This is a genomic window from Oleiphilus sp. HI0132 (assembly GCF_001635845.1).
On record NZ_LWGJ01000002.1, the window covers coordinates 1 to 19,632 of the forward strand.

Annotated in this window: 19 protein-coding genes; 11 read left to right on the plus strand and 8 right to left on the minus strand. The window is 44.3% G+C overall.

What is annotated here, in order from left to right; translation table 11 throughout:
• The first annotated feature begins 70 nt into the window (after positions 1-70).
• From A3766_RS00035 to A3766_RS29355, 3 genes are all read left to right on the plus strand, one after another.
• Positions 71-625, plus strand: coding sequence for an NnrU family protein (locus A3766_RS00035; RefSeq protein WP_068514618.1), 555 nt, complete (start codon positions 71-73; stop codon positions 623-625).
• A gap of 78 nt (positions 626-703) precedes the next feature.
• Positions 704-1,951, plus strand: coding sequence for an alpha/beta hydrolase (locus A3766_RS00040; RefSeq protein WP_068641422.1), 1,248 nt, complete (start codon positions 704-706; stop codon positions 1,949-1,951).
• A gap of 113 nt (positions 1,952-2,064) precedes the next feature.
• The gene (locus A3766_RS29355; RefSeq protein WP_156490390.1) at positions 2,065-2,208 is read left to right on the plus strand and encodes a hypothetical protein; all 144 of its coding nucleotides are present in this window, start codon (positions 2,065-2,067) and stop codon (positions 2,206-2,208) included.
• Positions 2,209-2,271: 63 nt separating this feature from the next.
• Here the strand turns inward: A3766_RS29355 and A3766_RS00045 are convergent, their stop codons facing one another.
• From A3766_RS00045 to A3766_RS00060, 4 genes are read right to left on the minus strand one after another with little or no spacing between them, the layout of a single operon-like run.
• Positions 2,272-3,378: a YafY family protein gene (locus tag A3766_RS00045; protein ID WP_068514624.1), complete on the minus strand. Its 1,107-nt coding sequence runs from the start codon at positions 3,376-3,378 to the stop codon at positions 2,272-2,274.
• A 25-nt stretch (positions 3,379-3,403) separates the two neighbouring features.
• Entirely contained in the window at positions 3,404-4,186 is a 783-nt protein-coding gene (locus A3766_RS00050) for a TSUP family transporter (RefSeq protein ID WP_068641424.1), read from the minus strand.
• Positions 4,187-4,191: 5 nt separating this feature from the next.
• Positions 4,192-5,127: a ribosome biogenesis GTPase YlqF gene (gene ylqF, locus A3766_RS00055; RefSeq protein WP_068641426.1), complete on the minus strand. Its 936-nt coding sequence runs from the start codon at positions 5,125-5,127 to the stop codon at positions 4,192-4,194.
• A complete protein-coding gene (locus A3766_RS00060; protein WP_068641430.1) occupies positions 5,128-5,715 on the minus strand; it encodes a gamma carbonic anhydrase family protein in 588 nt (195 codons plus the stop codon). It abuts the gene before it with no gap.
• A gap of 244 nt (positions 5,716-5,959) precedes the next feature.
• Between A3766_RS00060 and A3766_RS00065 the strand changes: the two genes are divergently transcribed.
• Positions 5,960-8,011 (plus strand): M3 family metallopeptidase, encoded by a 2,052-nt coding sequence (locus tag A3766_RS00065; protein ID WP_068641428.1) that lies wholly within the window; start codon positions 5,960-5,962, stop codon positions 8,009-8,011.
• A complete protein-coding gene (locus tag A3766_RS00070; RefSeq protein WP_082865221.1) occupies positions 8,008-8,256 on the plus strand; it encodes a YheV family putative zinc ribbon protein in 249 nt (82 codons plus the stop codon). Before A3766_RS00065 ends, A3766_RS00070 begins: the two co-directional genes overlap by 4 nt.
• A 21-nt stretch (positions 8,257-8,277) precedes the next feature.
• Here the strand turns inward: A3766_RS00070 and A3766_RS00075 are convergent, their stop codons facing one another.
• Positions 8,278-8,619, minus strand: a complete 342-nt coding sequence (locus A3766_RS00075; protein WP_068510893.1) for a hypothetical protein — start codon at positions 8,617-8,619, stop codon at positions 8,278-8,280.
• A gap of 293 nt (positions 8,620-8,912) precedes the next feature.
• On the opposite strand from A3766_RS00075, the gene A3766_RS00080 reads away from it, so the two are divergent.
• A complete protein-coding gene (locus A3766_RS00080) occupies positions 8,913-9,137 on the plus strand; it encodes a hypothetical protein (RefSeq protein ID WP_068510894.1) in 225 nt (74 codons plus the stop codon).
• 36 nt (positions 9,138-9,173) lie between these two features.
• Here the strand turns inward: A3766_RS00080 and A3766_RS00085 are convergent, their stop codons facing one another.
• Both A3766_RS00085 and A3766_RS00090 read right to left on the minus strand, forming a co-directional pair.
• Complete coding sequence (locus A3766_RS00085; protein ID WP_068638299.1) at positions 9,174-10,616, minus strand: hypothetical protein; 1,443 nt, start codon at positions 10,614-10,616, stop codon at positions 9,174-9,176.
• Positions 10,613-11,113 (minus strand): exonuclease domain-containing protein, encoded by a 501-nt coding sequence (locus A3766_RS00090; protein WP_068510899.1) that lies wholly within the window; start codon positions 11,111-11,113, stop codon positions 10,613-10,615. The genes A3766_RS00085 and A3766_RS00090 overlap by 4 nt, the downstream gene beginning before the upstream one ends.
• Before the next feature lie 305 nt (positions 11,114-11,418).
• Here A3766_RS00090 and clpB point away from each other — a divergent pair, with 305 nt between their 5' ends.
• Positions 11,419-13,995: an ATP-dependent chaperone ClpB gene (gene clpB / locus A3766_RS00095; protein ID WP_068510901.1), complete on the plus strand. Its 2,577-nt coding sequence runs from the start codon at positions 11,419-11,421 to the stop codon at positions 13,993-13,995.
• A 53-nt stretch (positions 13,996-14,048) separates the two neighbouring features.
• On the opposite strand, the gene A3766_RS00100 is transcribed toward clpB, so the two are convergent.
• The gene (locus A3766_RS00100; RefSeq protein ID WP_082885910.1) at positions 14,049-14,516 is read right to left on the minus strand and encodes a DUF4124 domain-containing protein; all 468 of its coding nucleotides are present in this window, start codon (positions 14,514-14,516) and stop codon (positions 14,049-14,051) included.
• A 444-nt stretch (positions 14,517-14,960) separates the two neighbouring features.
• Here A3766_RS00100 and A3766_RS00105 point away from each other — a divergent pair, with 444 nt between their 5' ends.
• The 4 genes from A3766_RS00105 to pssA all read left to right on the plus strand — a co-directional run bounded on the left by A3766_RS00105 (position 14,961) and on the right by pssA (position 19,128).
• Positions 14,961-16,682 carry an acetolactate synthase 3 large subunit gene (locus tag A3766_RS00105; RefSeq protein WP_068510902.1) on the plus strand — a complete coding sequence of 574 codons (1,722 nt, stop codon included), beginning with the start codon at positions 14,961-14,963 and terminating at the stop codon, positions 16,680-16,682.
• A gap of 3 nt (positions 16,683-16,685) precedes the next feature.
• The gene (gene ilvN / locus A3766_RS00110) at positions 16,686-17,177 is read left to right on the plus strand and encodes an acetolactate synthase small subunit (protein WP_068510904.1); all 492 of its coding nucleotides are present in this window, start codon (positions 16,686-16,688) and stop codon (positions 17,175-17,177) included.
• A gap of 67 nt (positions 17,178-17,244) precedes the next feature.
• The gene (ilvC, locus tag A3766_RS00115) at positions 17,245-18,255 is read left to right on the plus strand and encodes a ketol-acid reductoisomerase (RefSeq protein ID WP_068510906.1); all 1,011 of its coding nucleotides are present in this window, start codon (positions 17,245-17,247) and stop codon (positions 18,253-18,255) included.
• 87 nt (positions 18,256-18,342) lie between these two features.
• On the plus strand, positions 18,343-19,128 hold the full coding sequence (pssA, locus tag A3766_RS00120) for a CDP-diacylglycerol--serine O-phosphatidyltransferase (RefSeq protein ID WP_197470003.1): 786 nt from the start codon (positions 18,343-18,345) through the stop codon (positions 19,126-19,128).
• The last annotated feature ends 504 nt before the right edge of the window (positions 19,129-19,632 follow it).

Genomic DNA, 19,632 nt, shown 5'->3' on the forward strand with positions numbered 1-19,632 from the left:
CTTATCCTCTGCACTGGAAAATAATACAAACAAAATGATGACCTGAATAAACGCCCTGGGAGACAGATTCGTGACCACACTACTTATTGGACTGATTATTTTTATCGGTATTCATCTTTTACCTACCTTGCCCGAATTGCGACAAAAATATATCGATAAACTTGGAGAACTGCCCTACAAAGGCATATTTGCGGTGATTTCTATAGCAGGTTTTGCTCTGATTATTATGGGTAAGGCCGATGCTCCGTTTATTTCTATTTGGCAACCACCACAGTTTTTGTCACACCTGACCAAGCTTCTGATGCTGCCTGCATTTATTTTGCTTGTTGCGGCCTATATCCCTTCCAACATTAAACGTAGAGTTCGTCACCCAATGTTAGCTGGCGTAAAATTGTGGGCTTTGGGGCACCTGTTAATCAATGGTGATGCGGCTTCAATTCTGTTATTTGGTGGTTTTCTTGCCTATGCTGTAATAGATATGATTCGTGCGAACAAACGGTCAGAATGGGTCAAGCCGGAACCTAAGCCAGCCTATATGACATTTGTTGTTATAGGTGTCGGCGTGATCGCCTATGGTGCTGTCGCGATGCACCATATGCAATTGTTTGGCGTGCCGCTTTTCTAGGTACGTTACGTTTCTTTAGCGAAAGTCTTTTATAGTGTGATTTTGCGGCAAAGCTATCCCTAAGTTGAGGTGGTAAATATGGCGACGTTTGTATTCTTTGTATTCAGTCTCTTGTGTTTGGCAATGGCTGTTAATGTATTGCGTCCCCATTACTCTCATCCGAAATGGATAGTTCTTAGCTTTTTGCTGGGCTGGCTGACCGGAGAGCTGGCTTTGCACGTTATTGCATTTCAGTTGATAGTTGTCTTCCTCTTTGTTGTTTTTGGTGCGGTCGACAGTTTTATTCCAGCCGTGTCATTAGTGATATGTGTGCTTTCCTGGCTGTTTCTAAGTTACCACTATTTTTCTGGTTACAAAGCCAAAGGTCTGATGGATCAGATCGTTATTCCTCATCGTCGTAAGGAAGATAATAGCTCCTGGAGCCGTCATGAAGAGCTTGATACTTTTCGGCTGCTTTATCCCTTCTACAGTTGGACAGATCCCGGTGTGCAAAATATTAAAGACGTCGTTTACCATAAAGTTGATGGTATGAATCTGAAGCTCGATATTCGCCGAGCAAGAACGACCGCCAATTTTGCGCCGGTACTATTTCAGATTCACGGCGGTGCCTGGACTCATGGTTATGGCAGCAAAAAGGAGCAAGGTATTCCGCTTATGGTGGAAATGGCTAAACGGGGTTGGATTTGCGTAGCCATTGACTATCGGCTAAGTCCGAAGGCGACCATGCCAGAGCATATAATCGACTGCAAAAGAGCCTTGGCTTGGGTGAAGGAGCATATTAAGGAGTATGGTGGTAATCCTGACTTCATCGTAACAACAGGGGGCTCTGCCGGTGGCCATTTATGTTCTTTGCTCAGTCTGAGCGCCAATGATGAAAGTCTACAACCTGGCTTCGAAGATGTAGATACCAGTGTGCAAGGTTGTATTCCCTATTATGGTATTTACGACTTGATGAATGAGCAGAATCTGCAACTGACGGTTGGCCTGGATATCATCATGCGCAAGAATATTATCAAACAGACAAAACAAGAAAATACCGAGATATATCGTCATATGTCGCCGATCAATCACATTAATGAAGCGGCACCTCCTTTCCTCATCATTCATGGCGATAAAGATTCGCTGACGTCTCTAGGGGAAGCGCAATACTTTGCCAGTCGGCTAGATGAAGTGTCTAAGCAAAGTGTGGAGTTTGCCGAGATCGGGGGGGCGCAACACGCCTTTGATGTATTCTCTTCGCTACGCAGCGACTATGTATTATTAGGGGTTGCTGAGCGTCTTGAGCAATGGCATCGAGATTTTCTTAAGAAAAATAAAGGAAATTAAAGAAAACTCCTATTTAGCGACAAAATATGTCGCTCCGCTCCATATTATAGATCCTGTACTTACTTAGCAGCACACATTAAATGCTGCTGACCTATATCATCAGGAGATCTAATATGTTCAGAATTAACGCATTCACTCAAAAAGGCACTAAGTTTCGTTTCCGCATCAAAAGCGACAACATTCATAATGTTCGTGACACTTTAAAAGAGATTTTTGAAGGTCAGGATATGCGTTTGGTACTGGTTGAGCCAGTTTAATAGAGGAAGTATGTATTGACGCTAGAGCCAATAGTTTCATGCTTATCTCGTTTAAACTTAATGTTAGTGTTGACGCTTTATATAGTTCGCCCGTATCAAGTCGATGTTATCGATAAGGTCCTGTTTGATGATGTCGGGCGATATCACTTTGGCCTGAGGGCCTAATGACATTAACCAGTTTCTGAGTTGAACCGTGCGCTTAGTTGTAGCACTTAAGCTCCAGTCATCATCGTGAGCGTGATGTAGCTCCTGATCGTGACTGATAGGGTTGTCGTGTAAGTCTTGTATTAAATTGCTGTGTTTTCCCGTCGTAATACTCAGCTCCAGGGTGTAAGTCTGAGCGTCTTGAAAGTCGATTAAGACATCCATATTTCCTTGATCTAGATAGCTTTTTAGCTCGAAATCTTCAGGCACCGCATTTGCGTGACTGCTAACACTTAAGTCACTTATCTTATGAATCAAGAAACTTCGAAAAGCCTCATCGCCCTTTTGCATGTCACCTTCCTTCTTGGCGACTAAATATATTTTCGGCAGCATAATCGCAACGCCGAAAGGATGAACCTCATAATCTTTGAGTTTTCCTTGGCTTTGATAGCTTAGTATCAGGCGTTTGCGATGAAGGATAGCGCTGTATATCCGGTTTAGCATTTCCAGGTCAAAATCGGCAGCCTTTAACTGTTGCCCGCGTTGGAAAAATTCTACGGCGCTAGTCAGGCGTTGATAATGCTTGGGGGAAATCGACTTCTCTTGTTTTAGAAGCTTGTCTTGAGCTTCCTGAAAAATAGATTTAAGGACATTCTGAGTATCAACAGGTAAGACTTGCTTCAGATGCTTTTGGCTTATGGAGAGTGCCAATGCCATGTAGTCAGGCATTTTCTCAAAACTGTAGCCAATAAGAGAATAAGGGTCGAGACGCCAGAGCCGGCTCTTTCCCAGGCCTTTTTCAGTGCTTAGGCCAAACTCGTTATGGTAGTCGTTATCGTCTATTTCGTCACCGAGTAGGAACTTCAAGTCACGTTGTACGAGTCTAAACTGGCTTTTTGCTTTGGAGGCCTGAGTATCCAGATAGCCTGCATCACTCAAATGCTGAATAATTTCATCCGTGCCGATGGCGAGGTGCTGCGACTTCAAATAGTTGAGTATTTCTAATCTTCTAAGAAAGGTTTGCATTGGTCCTCACTTTCAATACGGTGGCTTATTGCAAAGCGCGCAACAAACCAATAAAACTGACGAGCAGTAAGACGCTACCCATTACGCGATAGAATACGACTGAGTCGGTTTCTTGTAGTTTTCGGTGAAACTTTAAACCTAACAGGTGGCCAAGAGCCGCGCAGGGTAGCAGCCATAGTTGGTGGATTAGGTGGAAGTCGACATTCAGATAAACAAAAGCAGCGACTTTGATCGATACCAAAATAAACCATAGGGCAAACAAGGTGTCGCGTAGCTGCTCTTTCTTAACATGTGAGGCGAAAACAGCTGTCAATAAAGGCGCTCCGATGAGTGAGGTGCCACTGACGTAACCACCGAGCATTAAAAAAGTGATATCCAGCGACTTAAAACGGCTCTTAAAGGGCTTGTTAAAAATATAAGTGACGGAATAAACCGCGACGATAGAAAATATTATTAAACCCATTACGGTAGCAGGCAAGGTTATGAGCCCAAATACGCCAATAATCTTAGGAATCAGCATAATTAGAAGCGCACGCTTTAGATAGGGCCAATCAATAGCAGGTTCGTCTTGTGTGCCCTGATGTGCATATTTCTTGCGAACCTTGTGATTTTCAAAAAATATTAAGCCCGAAAAGAATAGCAATTGAAGTGAGATAATTGGCAGGTAAAGCAAAGGGTCATTGTGAATTAACAGTAGGAAAGGCAGAGATAGGACTGCGCCCCCAAATCCCAAGCCTGAGCGCACAAAACCACTCCAAATAAAGGTGAGGGCAATTAATACGCACTGAACAAGGCTGAGTTCTGACATTAGTTTTAATCAGCGTCCTGATTACGCTTTTGTTTTGCCTCTTCTTCAGCCTGGCGTTTGGCTTCAATCATGGCGCGGAACTCAGCAAGTTCACGCTCCATCATTTCTGGGGTCTCGAGGCAAATCTGGCCTAACTTGCCTGAACGTAATTCGTTAAGAATAATGGTTGCTGCCTGATATAAGTCGACAACGCCACCCGCCCTTAGGCAACCGCGTTTACTACCGATAAGTTTTAATAACTCCAACTTATCTTGCTGAAGATCAAAGGTAGAGAAGTCGAGCTTGAAGCGAGTTGCCAAGGCTTCCGGGTAATGGTTTGCCAAATGCTCCAGGGCAAAAATAGCGACGGATTCATATTCCATTGCGGTGTCTTTAACCGCGCCTGTTGCAGCTAAACGATAACCGCAGGTTTCGGGTTCGAGTTTTGGCCAGAGTACGCCTGGTGTATCCGAGAGAACGATACCGTTATCAAGATTAATCTTTTGCTGGCGTTTGGTGACCGCAGGTTCGTTGCCAACTTTTGCAATAGCTCTGCCAGCGATGGAATTAATCAGGGTAGATTTACCGACATTAGGGATGCCCATAATCATGGCGTTAATGGGTTTATCTGAATCTTGACGATGTGGTGCGAGTTTTCGACATAGGTTGGCGATAGCGCCTTTGTTGCTAAGCGTATTAGCACTAATCGCCAAGGTTTTAACTTGTGCATCTTTTTCGAAGTGTTCTTGCCAAGCTTTGATTACTTCTGGGTCAGCTAAATCAGACTTGTTGAGAATTTTAATGCAAGGCTTATCTTCTTTAAGTTGTCGAATCATTGGGTTGGAGCTACTGAATGGAATTCGAGCGTCCAGTATTTCTATCACCACATCTATTTGAGACATGACTTTCTTAATTTCTTTGCGGGCCTTGTGCATGTGGCCCGGAAACCACTGAATTGCCATCTACTTGTCCTGATTCTTAAGGGAGTCTGGACGAGTATCCAAACCTTGTTTTGAAAGGTCATCCATATGCTGGTTTTTCAGTTTGACGTAATTGCTTGCAGTGTACTTGAAAAAGGTTTTTTCCTTGTCACTGATGGGGCGGATCTTTTTTGCTGGGCTGCCACGATACATGTGGCCGGATTCCAGAACCTTACCTGGCGGGACAACGCTACCTGCCGCGAGAATAACCTCTTCTTCGATCACTGCGCCATCCATAACGATCGCTCCCATGCCCACTAACACTCGATCTTTTACAGTGCAGCCATGTAACAGTGCTTTATGGCCAACGGTAACGTCTGAACCAATGGTGAGTGGAAATCCATCTGGATTATAGGGGCCAGCATGTGTGATGTGTAACACTGAGCCATCCTGAATGCTGCTGCGTTCGCCAATTCGAATTCTATGCATATCGCCGCGAATCGCAACTAAAGGCCAGATCGAACTATCGGCGCCGATTTCAACATCACCAATGACAATGGCTGTTGGATCGACGAAAACTGATGAGTCTAGTTTTGGGGACAAGTCGAGATAGTTTCTCACGCAGCTCATAGGGCGATCCTCTTGTGATACATCTGGTGGTGTTATTGACTTAAGCATTTTTGTGGTCCAACTTAAGGGGCAGAGAATACCGAATATTAGCGATATTCACCAGTATCTAGCGCTATGCGAGCTAGTTGCTATAGTGAGATTAAGGGCTTTAAAAAATCACCAATGCCCCCATAAAGAATGAATTGTTACAAGCTGCTTAGCTCGCTTGCCTTAAAAACATACCAAATAGATAGAGTTAAAATTAATGAACCCATTGTTAGCTGATTCGCCACTACCGCTGTTTGAGCAGATTACATTAGAGCACTTTGAGCCCGCCTTAGATAAGGTGCTTGCTGACAACAGAGCTTTAGTCGAAAAGCTTGTGACGGATAAACAATATTCTTGGCAAGATTTTGCTTACCCGATAGAAAGTGCTGACGATCGTTTGAATAATGTCTGGTCGGTTATTTCCCATTATAACGCAGTACTAAACTCCGATGAGTTGAGAGAAATCTACAAGCGTCTTATCGCTAAATTGACAGAATACAGTACTGAAATGGGACAGAATAAAGACTTGTTTTTAGCTTATCAGGCCTTGGCTGATAGCGATGAATACGCAGGGCTGAGCCAAGCTCAAAAGCAGTCAATCAAACATACACTTCGTGGCTTCAAATTGTCGGGCGTGGCCTTGGAAGATGATGAAAAAGAAGCCTATTCGGCATTGAAGAAAGAGATGTCAGAGCTGACCAACAGCTTTTCAGAAAATGTCTTGGATGCGACTCAGTCTTGGACGCTCTATTTTGAAGACGTTGATTCACTTGCAGGTCTGCCAGAAAGTGCACTACAACTGCTCGAAAGCCAGGCAAGAGCTAAGGGGCATGAGAAGGGGTATCTGATTACCCTGGATATTCCTAGTTATTTGCCGGTTATGACTTACTGCGATGATGCCAATATCCGTGAGCAGCTGTATCAGGCTTATTTGACTCGCGCTTCCGACCAAGGACCTGATGCGGGTAAGTGGGATAATAGTAATAATATCCAACGCATACTCACTTGCCGTCAGGCGCTTGCTAAGTTGCTGTCGTTTGACAATCATGCCGAGCGCTCCTTAGCGACTAAAATGGCAGACACGCCAGATGAAGTGATTGAGTTTTTAGAGCAGCTTGCAGGCAAGGCTATTGATTACGCAAAAAATGAAGTAGAAGAGCTTAAAGCCTATATGAAAGAAGAGTTCGGTGTGGCTGAACTGAATCCCTGGGATGTGGGCTATTATTCCGAAAAGCTTCGACAGGCTCGTTTTGATATTTCGCAAGAAGCGTTAAAGCCATACTTCCCAGCACCAGTGGTTCTGCAAGGCATGTTTGATGTGGTTCAGAAACTGTTTGGCATTGAAGTCAAAGAGCGCCCTGAGGTGAAAACCTTCCACCAAGATGCTCGCTATTACAGCATTTATAGCGAGGGTGAAGAAGTAGCTGGTTTCTATCTGGATATCTATGCCCGAAAAGACAAACGTGGTGGCGCCTGGATGGCAGACTGTCGTGCACGCAGACGTTTGGCCGATGGCTCTGTGCAAATGCCGGTAGCTTTCTTGGCGTGTAACTTTACACCGCCTGTTGCGGATGAGAGCGGTAATCTGGCAGATAGCTTGTTAACTCACAATGAAGTGACGACACTGTTCCATGAGTTCGGACATGGTTTGCACCATATGTTAACCAAAGTCGATGTTGCTGGGGTATCAGGTATTTCTGGGGTGCCTTGGGATGTGGTTGAACTGCCAAGTCAGTTTTTGGAAAACTGGTGCTGGCAGGAAGAATCGATAGCTATGATCAGTCGTCACTACCAAACAGGAGAAGCGCTGCCGAAGGATATGTTGGATAAGATGCTAGCAGCGAAATACTTTCAAAGTGGCATGATGATGATGCGCCAGCTTGAGTTTGCCTTGTTTGACTTCCTCTTGCATAGAGATTACTCAGAAGCAGATAACACCGATGTGCAAGCAGTGCTGGAGTCTGTTCGAGAGCGAGTTGCGGTAATTGATTCGCCAGAATATACGCGTTTTAGCCACTCCTTTAGCCATATATTTGCTGGTGGCTATTCGGCGGGTTATTACAGTTATAAGTGGGCAGAAGTCTTAGCAGCAGATGCGTTTTCCCGCTTTGAGGAAGAAGGTGTCTTTAACGTGCAAACGGGTAAAGACTATAAAGAAAAAGTGCTCGAAGTAGGTGGTTCAATTGAAGCGATTGATATGTTTACCAGCTTCCGCGGTCGTAAGCCAAGTGTTGAGCCATTGCTTAAGCAGGCGGGAATCAAGGTATGACGCAGAAGATAACCAAGCGCTTTATCGCAGGTGCCGTATGCCCTCGTTGCGGTGAGATGGACAAGTTAGTGACGTATTCATCTGATGAAGGCACCTTTAAAGAGTGTGTCGCCTGCGACTTTACTGAGAAGCAAATAGCACAAGTTGAAATGTCAGAGCTTGATACGCGGGTTAATCATATCCCCTCAGGCCCTGATGACGAGCAGGCTCAGATAGTCCAGATTGTTGAGCTTAAGCCGAAGTAATTGTTCGCTTGAGCTAGGCCACTAAACTTCAGATTGTCCCTCTAATATAGCGATTATATTGGATAAGGCTTCCCTCATATCAGCCATAGTTTGTGTGCGTTTGATAATGGTAGGAAGCTGATCTTCCAAATTAGTTAATTTCGGAGGGATACGTCGAATGCCTTCGGTAATAAATTCATAGGGATAATGGTGGTCTTGTATGCTGAGCTTATTAAGCTCGGCAATTTCCTGGGAAAACTGGCTAATAATGTCATAGATAATGTCTTTGTGTTCGAGTGAGGACGCCTCCCAGTAAGCCGCATCCAATAGCTCGTGAAACGCGAGAAACTCATTCATAACATTTGAAATGGCAGGTTTAGGCATGACCTTTGGCTCCTGAGAACATCAGTTTTGACATATTTGTATATAAGAAAGCCTAGCAGAAGAGGCTGTAAAGGTAAGGCAGGCAGTAATAAATTTGTCGGTCACTGTTTCATAAGTGCCCAGTTTTCTCGACCAATGATACTCTCGCTTACATAGTGAAAAGCTATGCGAGCACTTCTGTTCATTGAAACAAACGATTACGCAAGCTTACCCGATAATGTTAAGTCCTTCATATTGCTTAAACCTTAGCTGCCTATACTGATAGTTCTTTCAGGAATATAGAGGCTCAGACTATGAGAACATTGCGTTTGACCACGCTTGATAATCAGCGACAGCGTTTAGAGCGGGAAATAATAGAAACGAAGAAAAAGATTGTAGCAGCTAATGAGGGTGCGTTTCCTGACCTGGGTTTAGTTAAGCAATTGAGAGATTCTATTGAGCGAAATATGCAACTTATTTCAATGATTGATCAGCATCGACCCGCAAGAATCTCTAAGCTGAAAGCGAAGGTGATTTAGGGTAAGTGTAAAACTTACCCTGATTCACAAAAACAATTACTTTTGCTCACGAATAGCCGTTCCCTGAAAGATAAACAGCGGTGTGGGCGATGTGTAAATGACGTTGTCATCCTCGTCTAAGAGTGGCTCTCCATCTTCATCTGTCTGGGCAATATACTCATAGCCAGGGTCTTCATAACTGTTCGCGGGGACAGCGACGTTATTTTCCTGATCTTCTTCACTTTGCAGCTCAAAAAGGTCTTTCGAAACATTGTAACTTTCACAGCTCGTTGGATTGTAGATGAGTTGCTCGCGTGTCGGGTTGGGGTTGTCGTCGCCCTGAGGTATTTCTGTTTCTCTATCATCTTCTAAAGCTTTGTAGATGGCAGTACTGAACTTCGATACATAGACGCGAATTTCTGCATTAGGGTAGTCTACCTCTACTTTTAAGCGCTGCAAGTCTGTCAGCGCATCATTACTGCCATCGCCAATTGTGAATGAGTTGGAGATGACAGTATTGCGCTCGTCGGCTTCATCGTGCTCTGTTAGTGAGTCACCATCATCGTCAATAAGGTCGAAGCAAGCAGGGTGCTCGATTTCTTTGGTAATCGAGCCGTCAGGGCATGTGACGACATTTTCTTCATCATCATCGAGGCATGTTTGATTTAATAGGGCGTACCCCAGAGTGCCATATTTTGACTCCAGGTAGTCTTCGTCGACAGTAAGAATTTGGGGTGGTTCTTGATGGATTACCTTGATCTGCCTTACTTTCGCTTCACTGAATCCGGACTCTTTGAAATTTTCAGGAGCGATACGGTCCAGAGCGGCAAATTGAATTTCATCATCTGTTTCCACAGTCGGATCTTGGTCGAAAGCTATTAGAACAGTTTGATCAACCTTATTATCTATTTCGACAAAGGCTGAAGGGATGTAAGTCAGGTCCAATGAGGCGCTAAACTGATCTAGAATATTGAATGAGTCATCTTCACGGAGAAACTCTATCTGATCATTGCTGTAGGTGCAGTGTCCGTCATCGCTGCTGATTGCGGAGGACATTTGCTCCTTAGCTTCGACGAATGTTTGAACAAGTTTTTCGCTGTCGATGGCAGCAATAAGGCTTTCCATAAAATCTAGGGGATTGTTTGCTGATTCTACGGTTCCCTCGTCATTTAGTGTGTAGTTCATATCTGCGCTGATCTGTTGCAATATAAAGTCGCGGACGGCTTCCTCGTCAGCTGAAAGGTCAGATAAAATTGGGTTACCACTTGCGTCAATAGATTTAGATTGCAGGCCTTTAAAGCTATTAATGAAGTCCTCAAGGTAAAGTTTGTATTCGCTATTTTTTTCATTTGCGAGTACTTCGTAGCTTTGGTTTTGAACTATCTGCCTTGTTGGCAGATGGGCTTGGCATAGCTGCTCGGTTGTTTGGAAGGTCGGTGTACAGGCCGCGAGTACCGATAGTGCGGAAAGGCCTGTGAGCGTATTTCTTAATAATTTCATTTAAGCTTGGCTCCTAATTTCTGCCAGGTTTTATGAAGTATGTAAGCATCATTTGCAGCGCGGTGCCGAACAAGCTGTAGCTCATCTATAACGCCAGCTCTGATGTCCTGCCATCTATCGATTTGCTCTTCATCGAGAATTGATGAAAGGGAGTCTAGATGGAAGTTGGGTTTGCATTTTGCTGCTTTAAATAGGCGATGAAGCCAAAAACTATCGAAGGCCCAGGCATCGCAATATACATCCCCACTAAGTAGATCATTAAGTTCGCGCACAACTTGGCTAATCTCGGCCCCTTCTTGTTGAAGTTGGTCTTTACTGATTCCATGTATGCGCGCGGCTTTTTCTGACCAGTCTTTCCATAATACGTGCGGTTTGATCAGCCAGCTTCTGGTGCTGCCATCAGCCAGGCAAACACCTACTTCAATAGGGTAGCTGGATAGGAGGTCTAGGCTGGAAGCTTCGAAGTCAATAAAAACAGGGTTGTTGTCGCTAGGCATCTAAGGGTATTCGCGTGAGTAGGTAGTGGGTCGGCTGGTGAAATTGGACGCCGATATAATCCGGCCATATTAATCGTTAAGCAAAGGCTCTGCAATTACTGTACGAGTTTGGTGTGATCTTGACCATAAAAAATTGATTACCACTCGGTTAGTTTCTGTAGAAGTGGGAGTATTTTTATTGATTTGTGTCAATAAATTGGCGCAACTTATGTGTTGGGCCTTGAAAATGTCCAGGCGAGCCTTATCTATGTCATAACGAAGTTTACTGAACTTAGATACTATTGATTCCTTCGGGGGGATAACTTATGAGAATTGATCGTTTGACGAGCCGTTTGCAGGTTGCGATATCAGATGCGCAATCTATAGCCTTGGGAAAGGATCATCAGTTTATAGAGCCGGTGCATTTGATCCAGGTTCTAATTGACCAAAATGGCAGCGTATCCGCCTTATTGAGACAGCTTTCTGTAGATGTAAAACAATTTAGAACTGAGCTTGGTCGTCTGGTTGATGAATTACCGACCGTCGAAGGTGCAGACGGTGATGTGCATATGTCCAACGACCTGGGGCGAATGCTGAACATTGCTGATAAGTTAGCGCAGAAAAAAGGCGATCAGTTTATTTCAAGTGAGATGGTCTTACTTGCTGCGACTGGTGATAAAGGTGCTTTAGGCGCTTTGATGAAATCTTATAAGGTAGAAAAAGCTGCTTTAGAAGAAGCGATTGACCAGGTGAGAGGAGGTGATGGCGTGAATGATCAAGGGGCTGAGGAAAATAGAGAGGCATTAGATAAATTTACGGTTGATTTGACGGCTAGAGCCGTAGAAGGAAAACTGGACCCGGTTATTGGTCGTGATGATGAGATTCGTCGCACGGTGCAGGTTCTTCAACGTCGACGTAAGAATAACCCCGTTTTGATAGGTGAGCCGGGTGTCGGTAAAACAGCTATTGTCGAAGGTTTAGCTCAACGAATTGTAAACGGTGAAGTACCTGACGGCTTAAAAGATAAGAGAGTCTTGTCCTTGGATATGGGGGCATTGATTGCCGGGGCTAAGTTTCGAGGTGAATTTGAGGAGCGCTTGAAAGGTGTGCTTAATGAGCTGAGTAAGCAAGAAGGGCAGATAATCCTCTTTATCGATGAAATTCATACCATGGTTGGTGCTGGTAAGGCAGAGGGCTCAATGGATGCGGGGAATATGTTGAAGCCTGCACTTTCTCGAGGTGAGCTGCATTGTGTTGGCGCTACTACGCTTGATGAATATCGTGAATATATAGAGAAAGATGCTGCCTTGGAAAGGCGTTTCCAGAAAGTTCTAGTAGAGGAGCCGGTTGTTGAAGATACCATTGCTATTCTGCGCGGTTTGAAAGAGCGTTACGAAGTCCATCATGGGGTAGAAATTACCAATAGTGCAATTATCGCTGCAGCCAAGCTTTCTCATCGCTATATAGCTGATCGCCAATTACCGGATAAGGCGATAGATTTGGTTGACGAGGCAGCAAGCCAAATTCGAATGGAGATGGACTCAAAGCCAGAAGCTTTAGATCGCTTGGAGCGCCGTTTGATTCAAATGAAAATCGAGCGGGAGGCGCTTAAGAAGGAGCAGGATTCTTCATCTAAAAAGAGCCTTGTAGAGCTGAATGAGCAAATTTCTGAACTTGAAAAGGAATTTTCAGATCTGGAAGAAGTCTGGTTGGCAGAAAAGGCAGCTCTGCATGGTTCCCAGAAAGTTAAGAGTCAGTTAGAGCAGGCTAGGGTCGAATTGGAGAGTGCTCGTCGAGAGGGTGACTTGGCATTGATGTCGGAATTGCAGTACGGGAAGATTCCCGAATTGGAGCGCCAGTTGGATATGGCGAGCCAGGCTGAAATGATGGGTATGACCTTATTACGTAATCGAGTGACCGAAGAAGAGATAGCAGAAACAGTATCGAAGTGGACGGGTATTCCGGTCTCAAAAATGCTGGAGGGCGAAAAGGATAAGTTGTTGAGAATGGAAGGTTCTCTGCATGAGCGGGTAATTGGTCAATCTGAAGCAGTGCAAGCGGTATCCGATGCAGTACGTCGTTCTCGTGCGGGTTTGGCTGACCCTAATCGTCCAAACGGCTCCTTTCTATTTTTGGGGCCAACAGGTGTCGGTAAAACCGAACTTTGTAAAGCCTTGGCAAGCTTCCTCTTCGACACTGAAGATGCGATGGTTCGTATCGATATGTCCGAATTTATGGAAAAGCATTCGGTGGCTCGCCTAATTGGCGCTCCTCCTGGATATGTAGGTTATGAAGAAGGTGGCTATTTGACAGAGGCTGTCCGCAGGAGACCCTATTCGGTATTGCTATTGGATGAGGTGGAGAAGGCACACCCGGATGTGTTCAATATCTTGCTTCAGGTATTGGAAGATGGTCGTTTAACTGATGGTCAAGGTCGTACTGTCGATTTCAGGAATACGGTTATTATCATGACGTCTAATTTGGGTTCTGATGTTATCCAGGCTATGGGAATGGAAGGTGCGGGTTATGATCAGATAAAGAATGCTGTCATGGATTCTGTATCGGCTCATTTTAGGCCGGAGTTTATCAACCGCATTGACGAAGTAGTGGTCTTCCATGCTTTGGGAGCCCAGCAAATTCAGGGTATAGCGCAGATTCAATTGAAAGGCTTAAGTAAGCGTTTGTTAGAGCAAGATATTACCTTGGAGTTTGAGGCGGATGCTATGGCTAAGTTGGCCGAAGCCGGGTTTGATCCGGTTTATGGGGCAAGGCCTCTAAAGCGAGCTATACAGCGTTGGGTTGAGAATCCATTGGCTCAGAATTTGTTGGCAGGTGATTATGTATCGGGTGACACTATAGTAGCGAGAGCTGAAGCAGATGAAATAGTGTTTGAAAAAAGGTAGTAAGGCACCGAGCTTTTGGTATGGTCTAAAGGCTCGGTGTCCTCCGTATTGTATTATTGGCAGTAGTCTTCAATTTGTTTTTGGAAGTTTGCCTTCTTTTCGTTGATCTCTTCAGGGCTTAGGAAGCGGGTGACGCCTTCTTCAACAACCGTGATGCGGCTAGTTTCAGCAATAACTCTAAGGTTTTCTCTGATTGCTTTACATTTTTCTTCAATCTCAATTTTTCTAGCTTCTTCTTGAGCGATCCCTTGTCGAATTTGCATTTCTTTGGCTGTTTTTTCATCGATAGCTTTTGCTTGGTTTTGTGCGCTGGTGCGCTGTGATGCAGTGCTAGTTTTAATTTGAATGCTGGTCGACTCGGTATGGTTTGGTTTCTTGTCCGTATAGTGAGTGTTGCCGTTACTATCGACCCATTTATAGACTTCAGCCGAAGTTGCTATGGTTGTAGCACAGCTAATTAAAAGAAAAGCGCAAAGCTTTAAAGTGGTTGTGAATAATGCGCTGTTCAGTGTGAGTGTCATGGTTTCGATTTCCTGTCAGATCATAGAATTTTGGTCAATTGACATTCTAACTATAAACCATAGACGGTTTTTTGGACGAGAAAAGCCGAAAAAATACAAAACTGGGTCAAAAAAATGCAAATTATATTGACTCTAATGATTTAAGTGTCAGAATTACGGGTTGCTTTTTCTAGGGTTTTACAAGTGTCGTTTTTCAACGTTAATCGTTTGACGGTAATAGTATCCCCCAGCGTATTTGAGCTTCTTACTTTGCTTGATAGAAAATGTAAGAGGCAGTGGTAAAACAGGAGTCTAGCATGACATAAAAGTGCTGGACTTTATGGCGAAACTCTACGCCAAATTTACCATCAAAGTAACGCTAGATTGCATCCAGTGCACTTCCAAAAGAAGTGAGAGTTAACTCGGATTAAGCTTCCATAAACTATTTAACAGAAGGTAATTATCGTGGAGCTATTATCTGGCGCCGATATGATTGCTCGTTTTTTACAAGACGAGGGTGTCGAGTACATATACGGTTATCCTGGTGGTGCAGCGCTGCATATTTATGATGCGCTTTTCAGACAGGATAAAGTTGAACATATTTTGGTTCGTCATGAGCAGGCAGCTGTTCATATGGCGGATGGTTACGCGCGAGCGTCTGGTAAGGCGGGTGTCGTGCTCGTTACGTCTGGACCTGGTGCGACGAATACAATTACAGGTATTGCTACAGCCTTTATGGATTCTATTCCAATGGTTGTGCTTTGCGGGCAGGTGCCTTCAACCTTAATTGGTGAAGATGCTTTTCAGGAAACCGATATGATGGGCGTATCTCGTCCTGTTGTTAAGCATAATATGGCTGTAAGGCATGCCTCAGAAATACCAGAGGTCTTGAAAAAGGCTTTCTATATTGCGCAGTCGGGTCGTCCGGGGCCGGTTGTTGTGGATATTCCTAAGGATATGACGGCGCCAAATGAACGTTTTGAATACGTTTACCCCAAAAAGGTGAAGTTGCGTTCTTATACGCCGCCGGTAAGAGGGCATTCTGGTCAGATTAAGAAAGCGGTCGATATGTTATTGGCAGCTAAGCGTCCGGTAATCTATGCGGGTGGTGGTGTTATTCTGGGGCAAGCATCCAAGCAGTTGGTAGAGTTGGTTGAGCGCTTGAATTATCCAGTAACCACAACGCTAATGGGTTTGGGTGCATATCCTGGTACTGGTGAGCATTCTCTGGGAATGCTGGGGATGCATGGTACCTACGAAGCCAATGAGGCAATGCATAATTCCGACTTGGTTTTAGCGGTTGGTGCTCGATTTGATGATCGAGTGACGAATGGCACTGACAAGTTTTGCCCGGGGGCAAGAATTGTTCATATCGATATTGATCCGGCAAATATTGCAAAAACAGTTAAGGTTGATGTGCCAATCGTTGGGCCGGTGGGATCAGTGCTTAATGATATGTTGGCGATTCTGGAGGATGCAGAGGAAACGCCAGATCAAGAGGCTTTGGCTTCTTGGTGGAAGAGTATAGATGGCTGGCGTGCTCGTCACGGTGGTCGCTACGACCCTTCGACCGAGGAAAGCATTAAACCGCAACAAGCGATCGAGGCGATGTATAGAGCGACGAAAGGTGATGCTTACGTTTGTTCTGACGTGGGGCAGCACCAGATGTTTGCAGCTCAGTACTATAAATTTGATAAGCCAAATCGTTGGATTAACTCTGGTGGTTTAGGGACGATGGGTTTTGGTTTGCCAGCGGCAATGGGGATAAAGCTTCATTATCCTAATGAGGAGGTTGTCTGCGTAACGGGTGAAGGCAGTATTCAGATGAATATTCAGGAACTGTCGACCTGTAAGCAATATGACTTGCCGGTGAAGGTTTTAATACTGAACAATCAGGCTTTAGGGATGGTTAAGCAGTGGCAGGATATGAATTATGAATCGCGCCACTCTCATTCGTATATGGAGTCCTTGCCAGATTTTACTAAGTTGGTGGAATCATATGGTCATGTTGGTTTGACTGTCACTAAACTTAGCGAGCTGGATACGACGATGGAGAAGGCTTTTGCGATGAAAGATCGTTTGGTTTTCATCAACGTTTATGTTGATCCGAAAGAGCATGTTTATCCGATGCAAATTGCGCGCGGATCTATGAATGACATGTGGTTAAGCAAAACGGAGAGGACTTAAGCCATGCGTCGAATAATTTCAGTTTTGTTAGAGAATGAGCCGGGAGCTCTGTCGCGTGTTGTAGGGCTGTTTTCACAGCGAAATTATAATATCGAGACATTAACTGTTGCGCCGACGGATGATGGTACGCTGTCTCGTTTAACGGTTACAACTTCAGGCTCCGACAAGGTCATTGAGCAGATTACCAAGCAGCTAAACAAGTTGGTTGAAGTGGTGAAGCTGGTTGATCTGACGGAAGGTGCTCATATAGAGCGCGAGTTGATGTTGGTTAAGATTAAGGCAGCGGGCTCTCAAAGAGCAGAGATTAAGCGTTGTGTTGATATCTTTCGTGGTCAGATAGTGGATGTTACTAGTTCTGCCTATACGGTACAGATCACAGGTAATAGCGACAAGTTGGATGCATTTATTGCTTCGATAGCTGAAGGAAGTGTGCTCGAGGTGGTTCGTTCGGGTGTTTCAGGTATTGCGCGTGGCGAGAAAGTGCTAAGTCTATAGCGTGTTGTTTAGTAAAATTTTAATTAAGCGTCGATTTATTTCGACAAGAGAAAAGTAGAGGATTGTCATGCAGGTTTATTACGATAAAGATTGTGATCTATCGATCATTAAAGGTAAGAAAGTTTCAATTATTGGTTATGGTTCGCAAGGTCATGCTCATGCCTGTAACTTGAAAGATTCTGGTGTTGATGTAACGGTTGGTCTACGTGCAAATTCTTCTTCTGTAGCGAAAGCGGAAGCGCATGGTTTGACTGTTAAGCCGGTTGCTGAGGCTGTCTCTGGTGCTGATGTAGTAATGATTTTGACTCCAGATGAGTTTCAGTCTGTTTTGTACAAAGAAGAAATTGAGCCAAACATTAAGCAGGGTGCTACTCTAGCATTTGCTCATGGTTTTGCTATTCATTATAACCAGGTTGTGCCTCGTGCCGATCTTGATGTTATCATGATCGCTCCAAAAGCGCCGGGCCACACGGTTCGTTCAGAATTTGTGAAGGGCGGTGGTATTCCAGACTTAATCGCTATCTATCAGGATGCAACGGGTAAGGCTAAAGATGTTGCGCTATCTTACGCTTCAGGTGTAGGTGGTGGTCGTACGGGCATTATCGAAACAACTTTCAAAGATGAAACTGAAACTGACTTGTTCGGTGAGCAGGCTGTTCTTTGTGGTGGTGCTGTTGAGTTGGTTAAGATGGGTTTTGAAACGCTTACTGAAGCGGGTTATGCGCCTGAAATGGCTTACTTCGAATGTTTGCATGAATTGAAGTTGATCGTAGACCTTATGTATGAAGGCGGTATCGCCAATATGAACTACTCAATCTCAAACAATGCTGAATACGGCGAGTATGTAACGGGCCCAGAAGTTATTAACGAAGAGTCTCGTGCAGCGATGCGTAATGCGCTTAAGCGTATTCAGAATGGTGAGTATGCGAAAATGTTCATTTCAGAGGGTGCAACAAACTATCCTTCAATGACTGCGTACCGTCGTAACAATGCTGCGCACCCAATCGAGCAGGTTGGTGGTGAGCTTCGTAAGATGATGCCATGGATTAACAAGATTGTTGATAAGAGCAAAAACTAAACATTAGTTGTTTTTGCAGGTAAGATAAGGCGGCTCTCTGGTTTTTCCAGAGAGCCGTTTTTTTATGTTTAATGATGAGAGTTGATGATGAGTGATATGAATTCAGAAAAGCAGGGTGATGTAGAAAAGGAAGAGGTGAGCGAGTCGCCGGCTCATCGTTCAAAGCTGGGGCGAGGGATCTATCTGTTGCCGAACCTGTTTACAACAGCTTCGTTGTTTTCTGGATTCTATGCGATCGTCGCTGCTATGAATGGTCATTTTGATAATGCAGCAATTGCCATCTTTATATCAATGATTCTGGATGGCTTAGATGGTCGTGTGGCGCGTATGACGAATACGCAGAGCGCTTTTGGTGCAGAGTACGATAGTTTGGTCGATATGGTTGCTTTTGGTGTGGCACCTGCTCTTGTCGCGTTTACTATGAATTTGCATACTTTGGGTAATTTGGGGTGGATTGCGACCTTTATCTATGTGGCGGGTGCTGCGTTGCGTCTAGCGCGCTTTAATACACAAATTGATGAGGTGGATAAGCGCTACTTTATAGGGCTTCCAAGCCCTTCGGCGGCGGCAATTGTGGCTGGCTTTGTATGGGCGGCGCATCATTACGAGCAGTCGGGCTGGTTAACTGCGTTAACGATGGTGATAGTTGCGGGTGCAGGGGTGTTGATGGTGAGTAATGTTAAGTATCACTCCTTTAAAGAGTTTGATATGAAAAGAAGGGTTCCGTTTACTACCTTGCTTATTATAGTTCTGGTTTTTGCGGTCATTGCGTTAGAGCCGTCGCTAGTACTGCTTGGGGTCTTTGCTTTATATACTTTATCTGGGCCATTTAATGCGTTACTTGGTCGCAATAAAGTGACTGAAAAGTCTTAATTACATTCGCTAACATAAAAATGTAAAGAAAGTTTGATAAAGGTGTTGACCTAAAGAATCAGCTCTATATAATGCGCACCTCCTTAAGACGAACCGCTTCGAAAGCGGCGAAGTTTGAAGGAGATAGAGGATGAATTAAGTGATTAAAATCAGTAATTTATCTTCGCTTGTTAAAGGTTTTGGTTTTCGGTTTTGAATTTAAATTTCTTCGAAAACAAATTAAAAAAAATCGTTGACAAGCAAATGAGACGCTGTAGAATACGCGCCTCGCTTGAGGGATCTCAAGCAAGCTCTTTAAAAAATTAACCAAGCAATTCGTGTGGGCGCTGGCTGAGATGATTTCACGATAAAGCACTCTGATCTAACTTGTTAGAGAGGATGTTGCTTAAGAAATTATCAAGTCAACGACCTGTACAATTTATTTGAACAGTAAGTAACTTGAGCAAGTATATGAAGCTTTTGCTTCGACTAGATTGAACTGAAGAGTTTGATCATGGCTCAGAT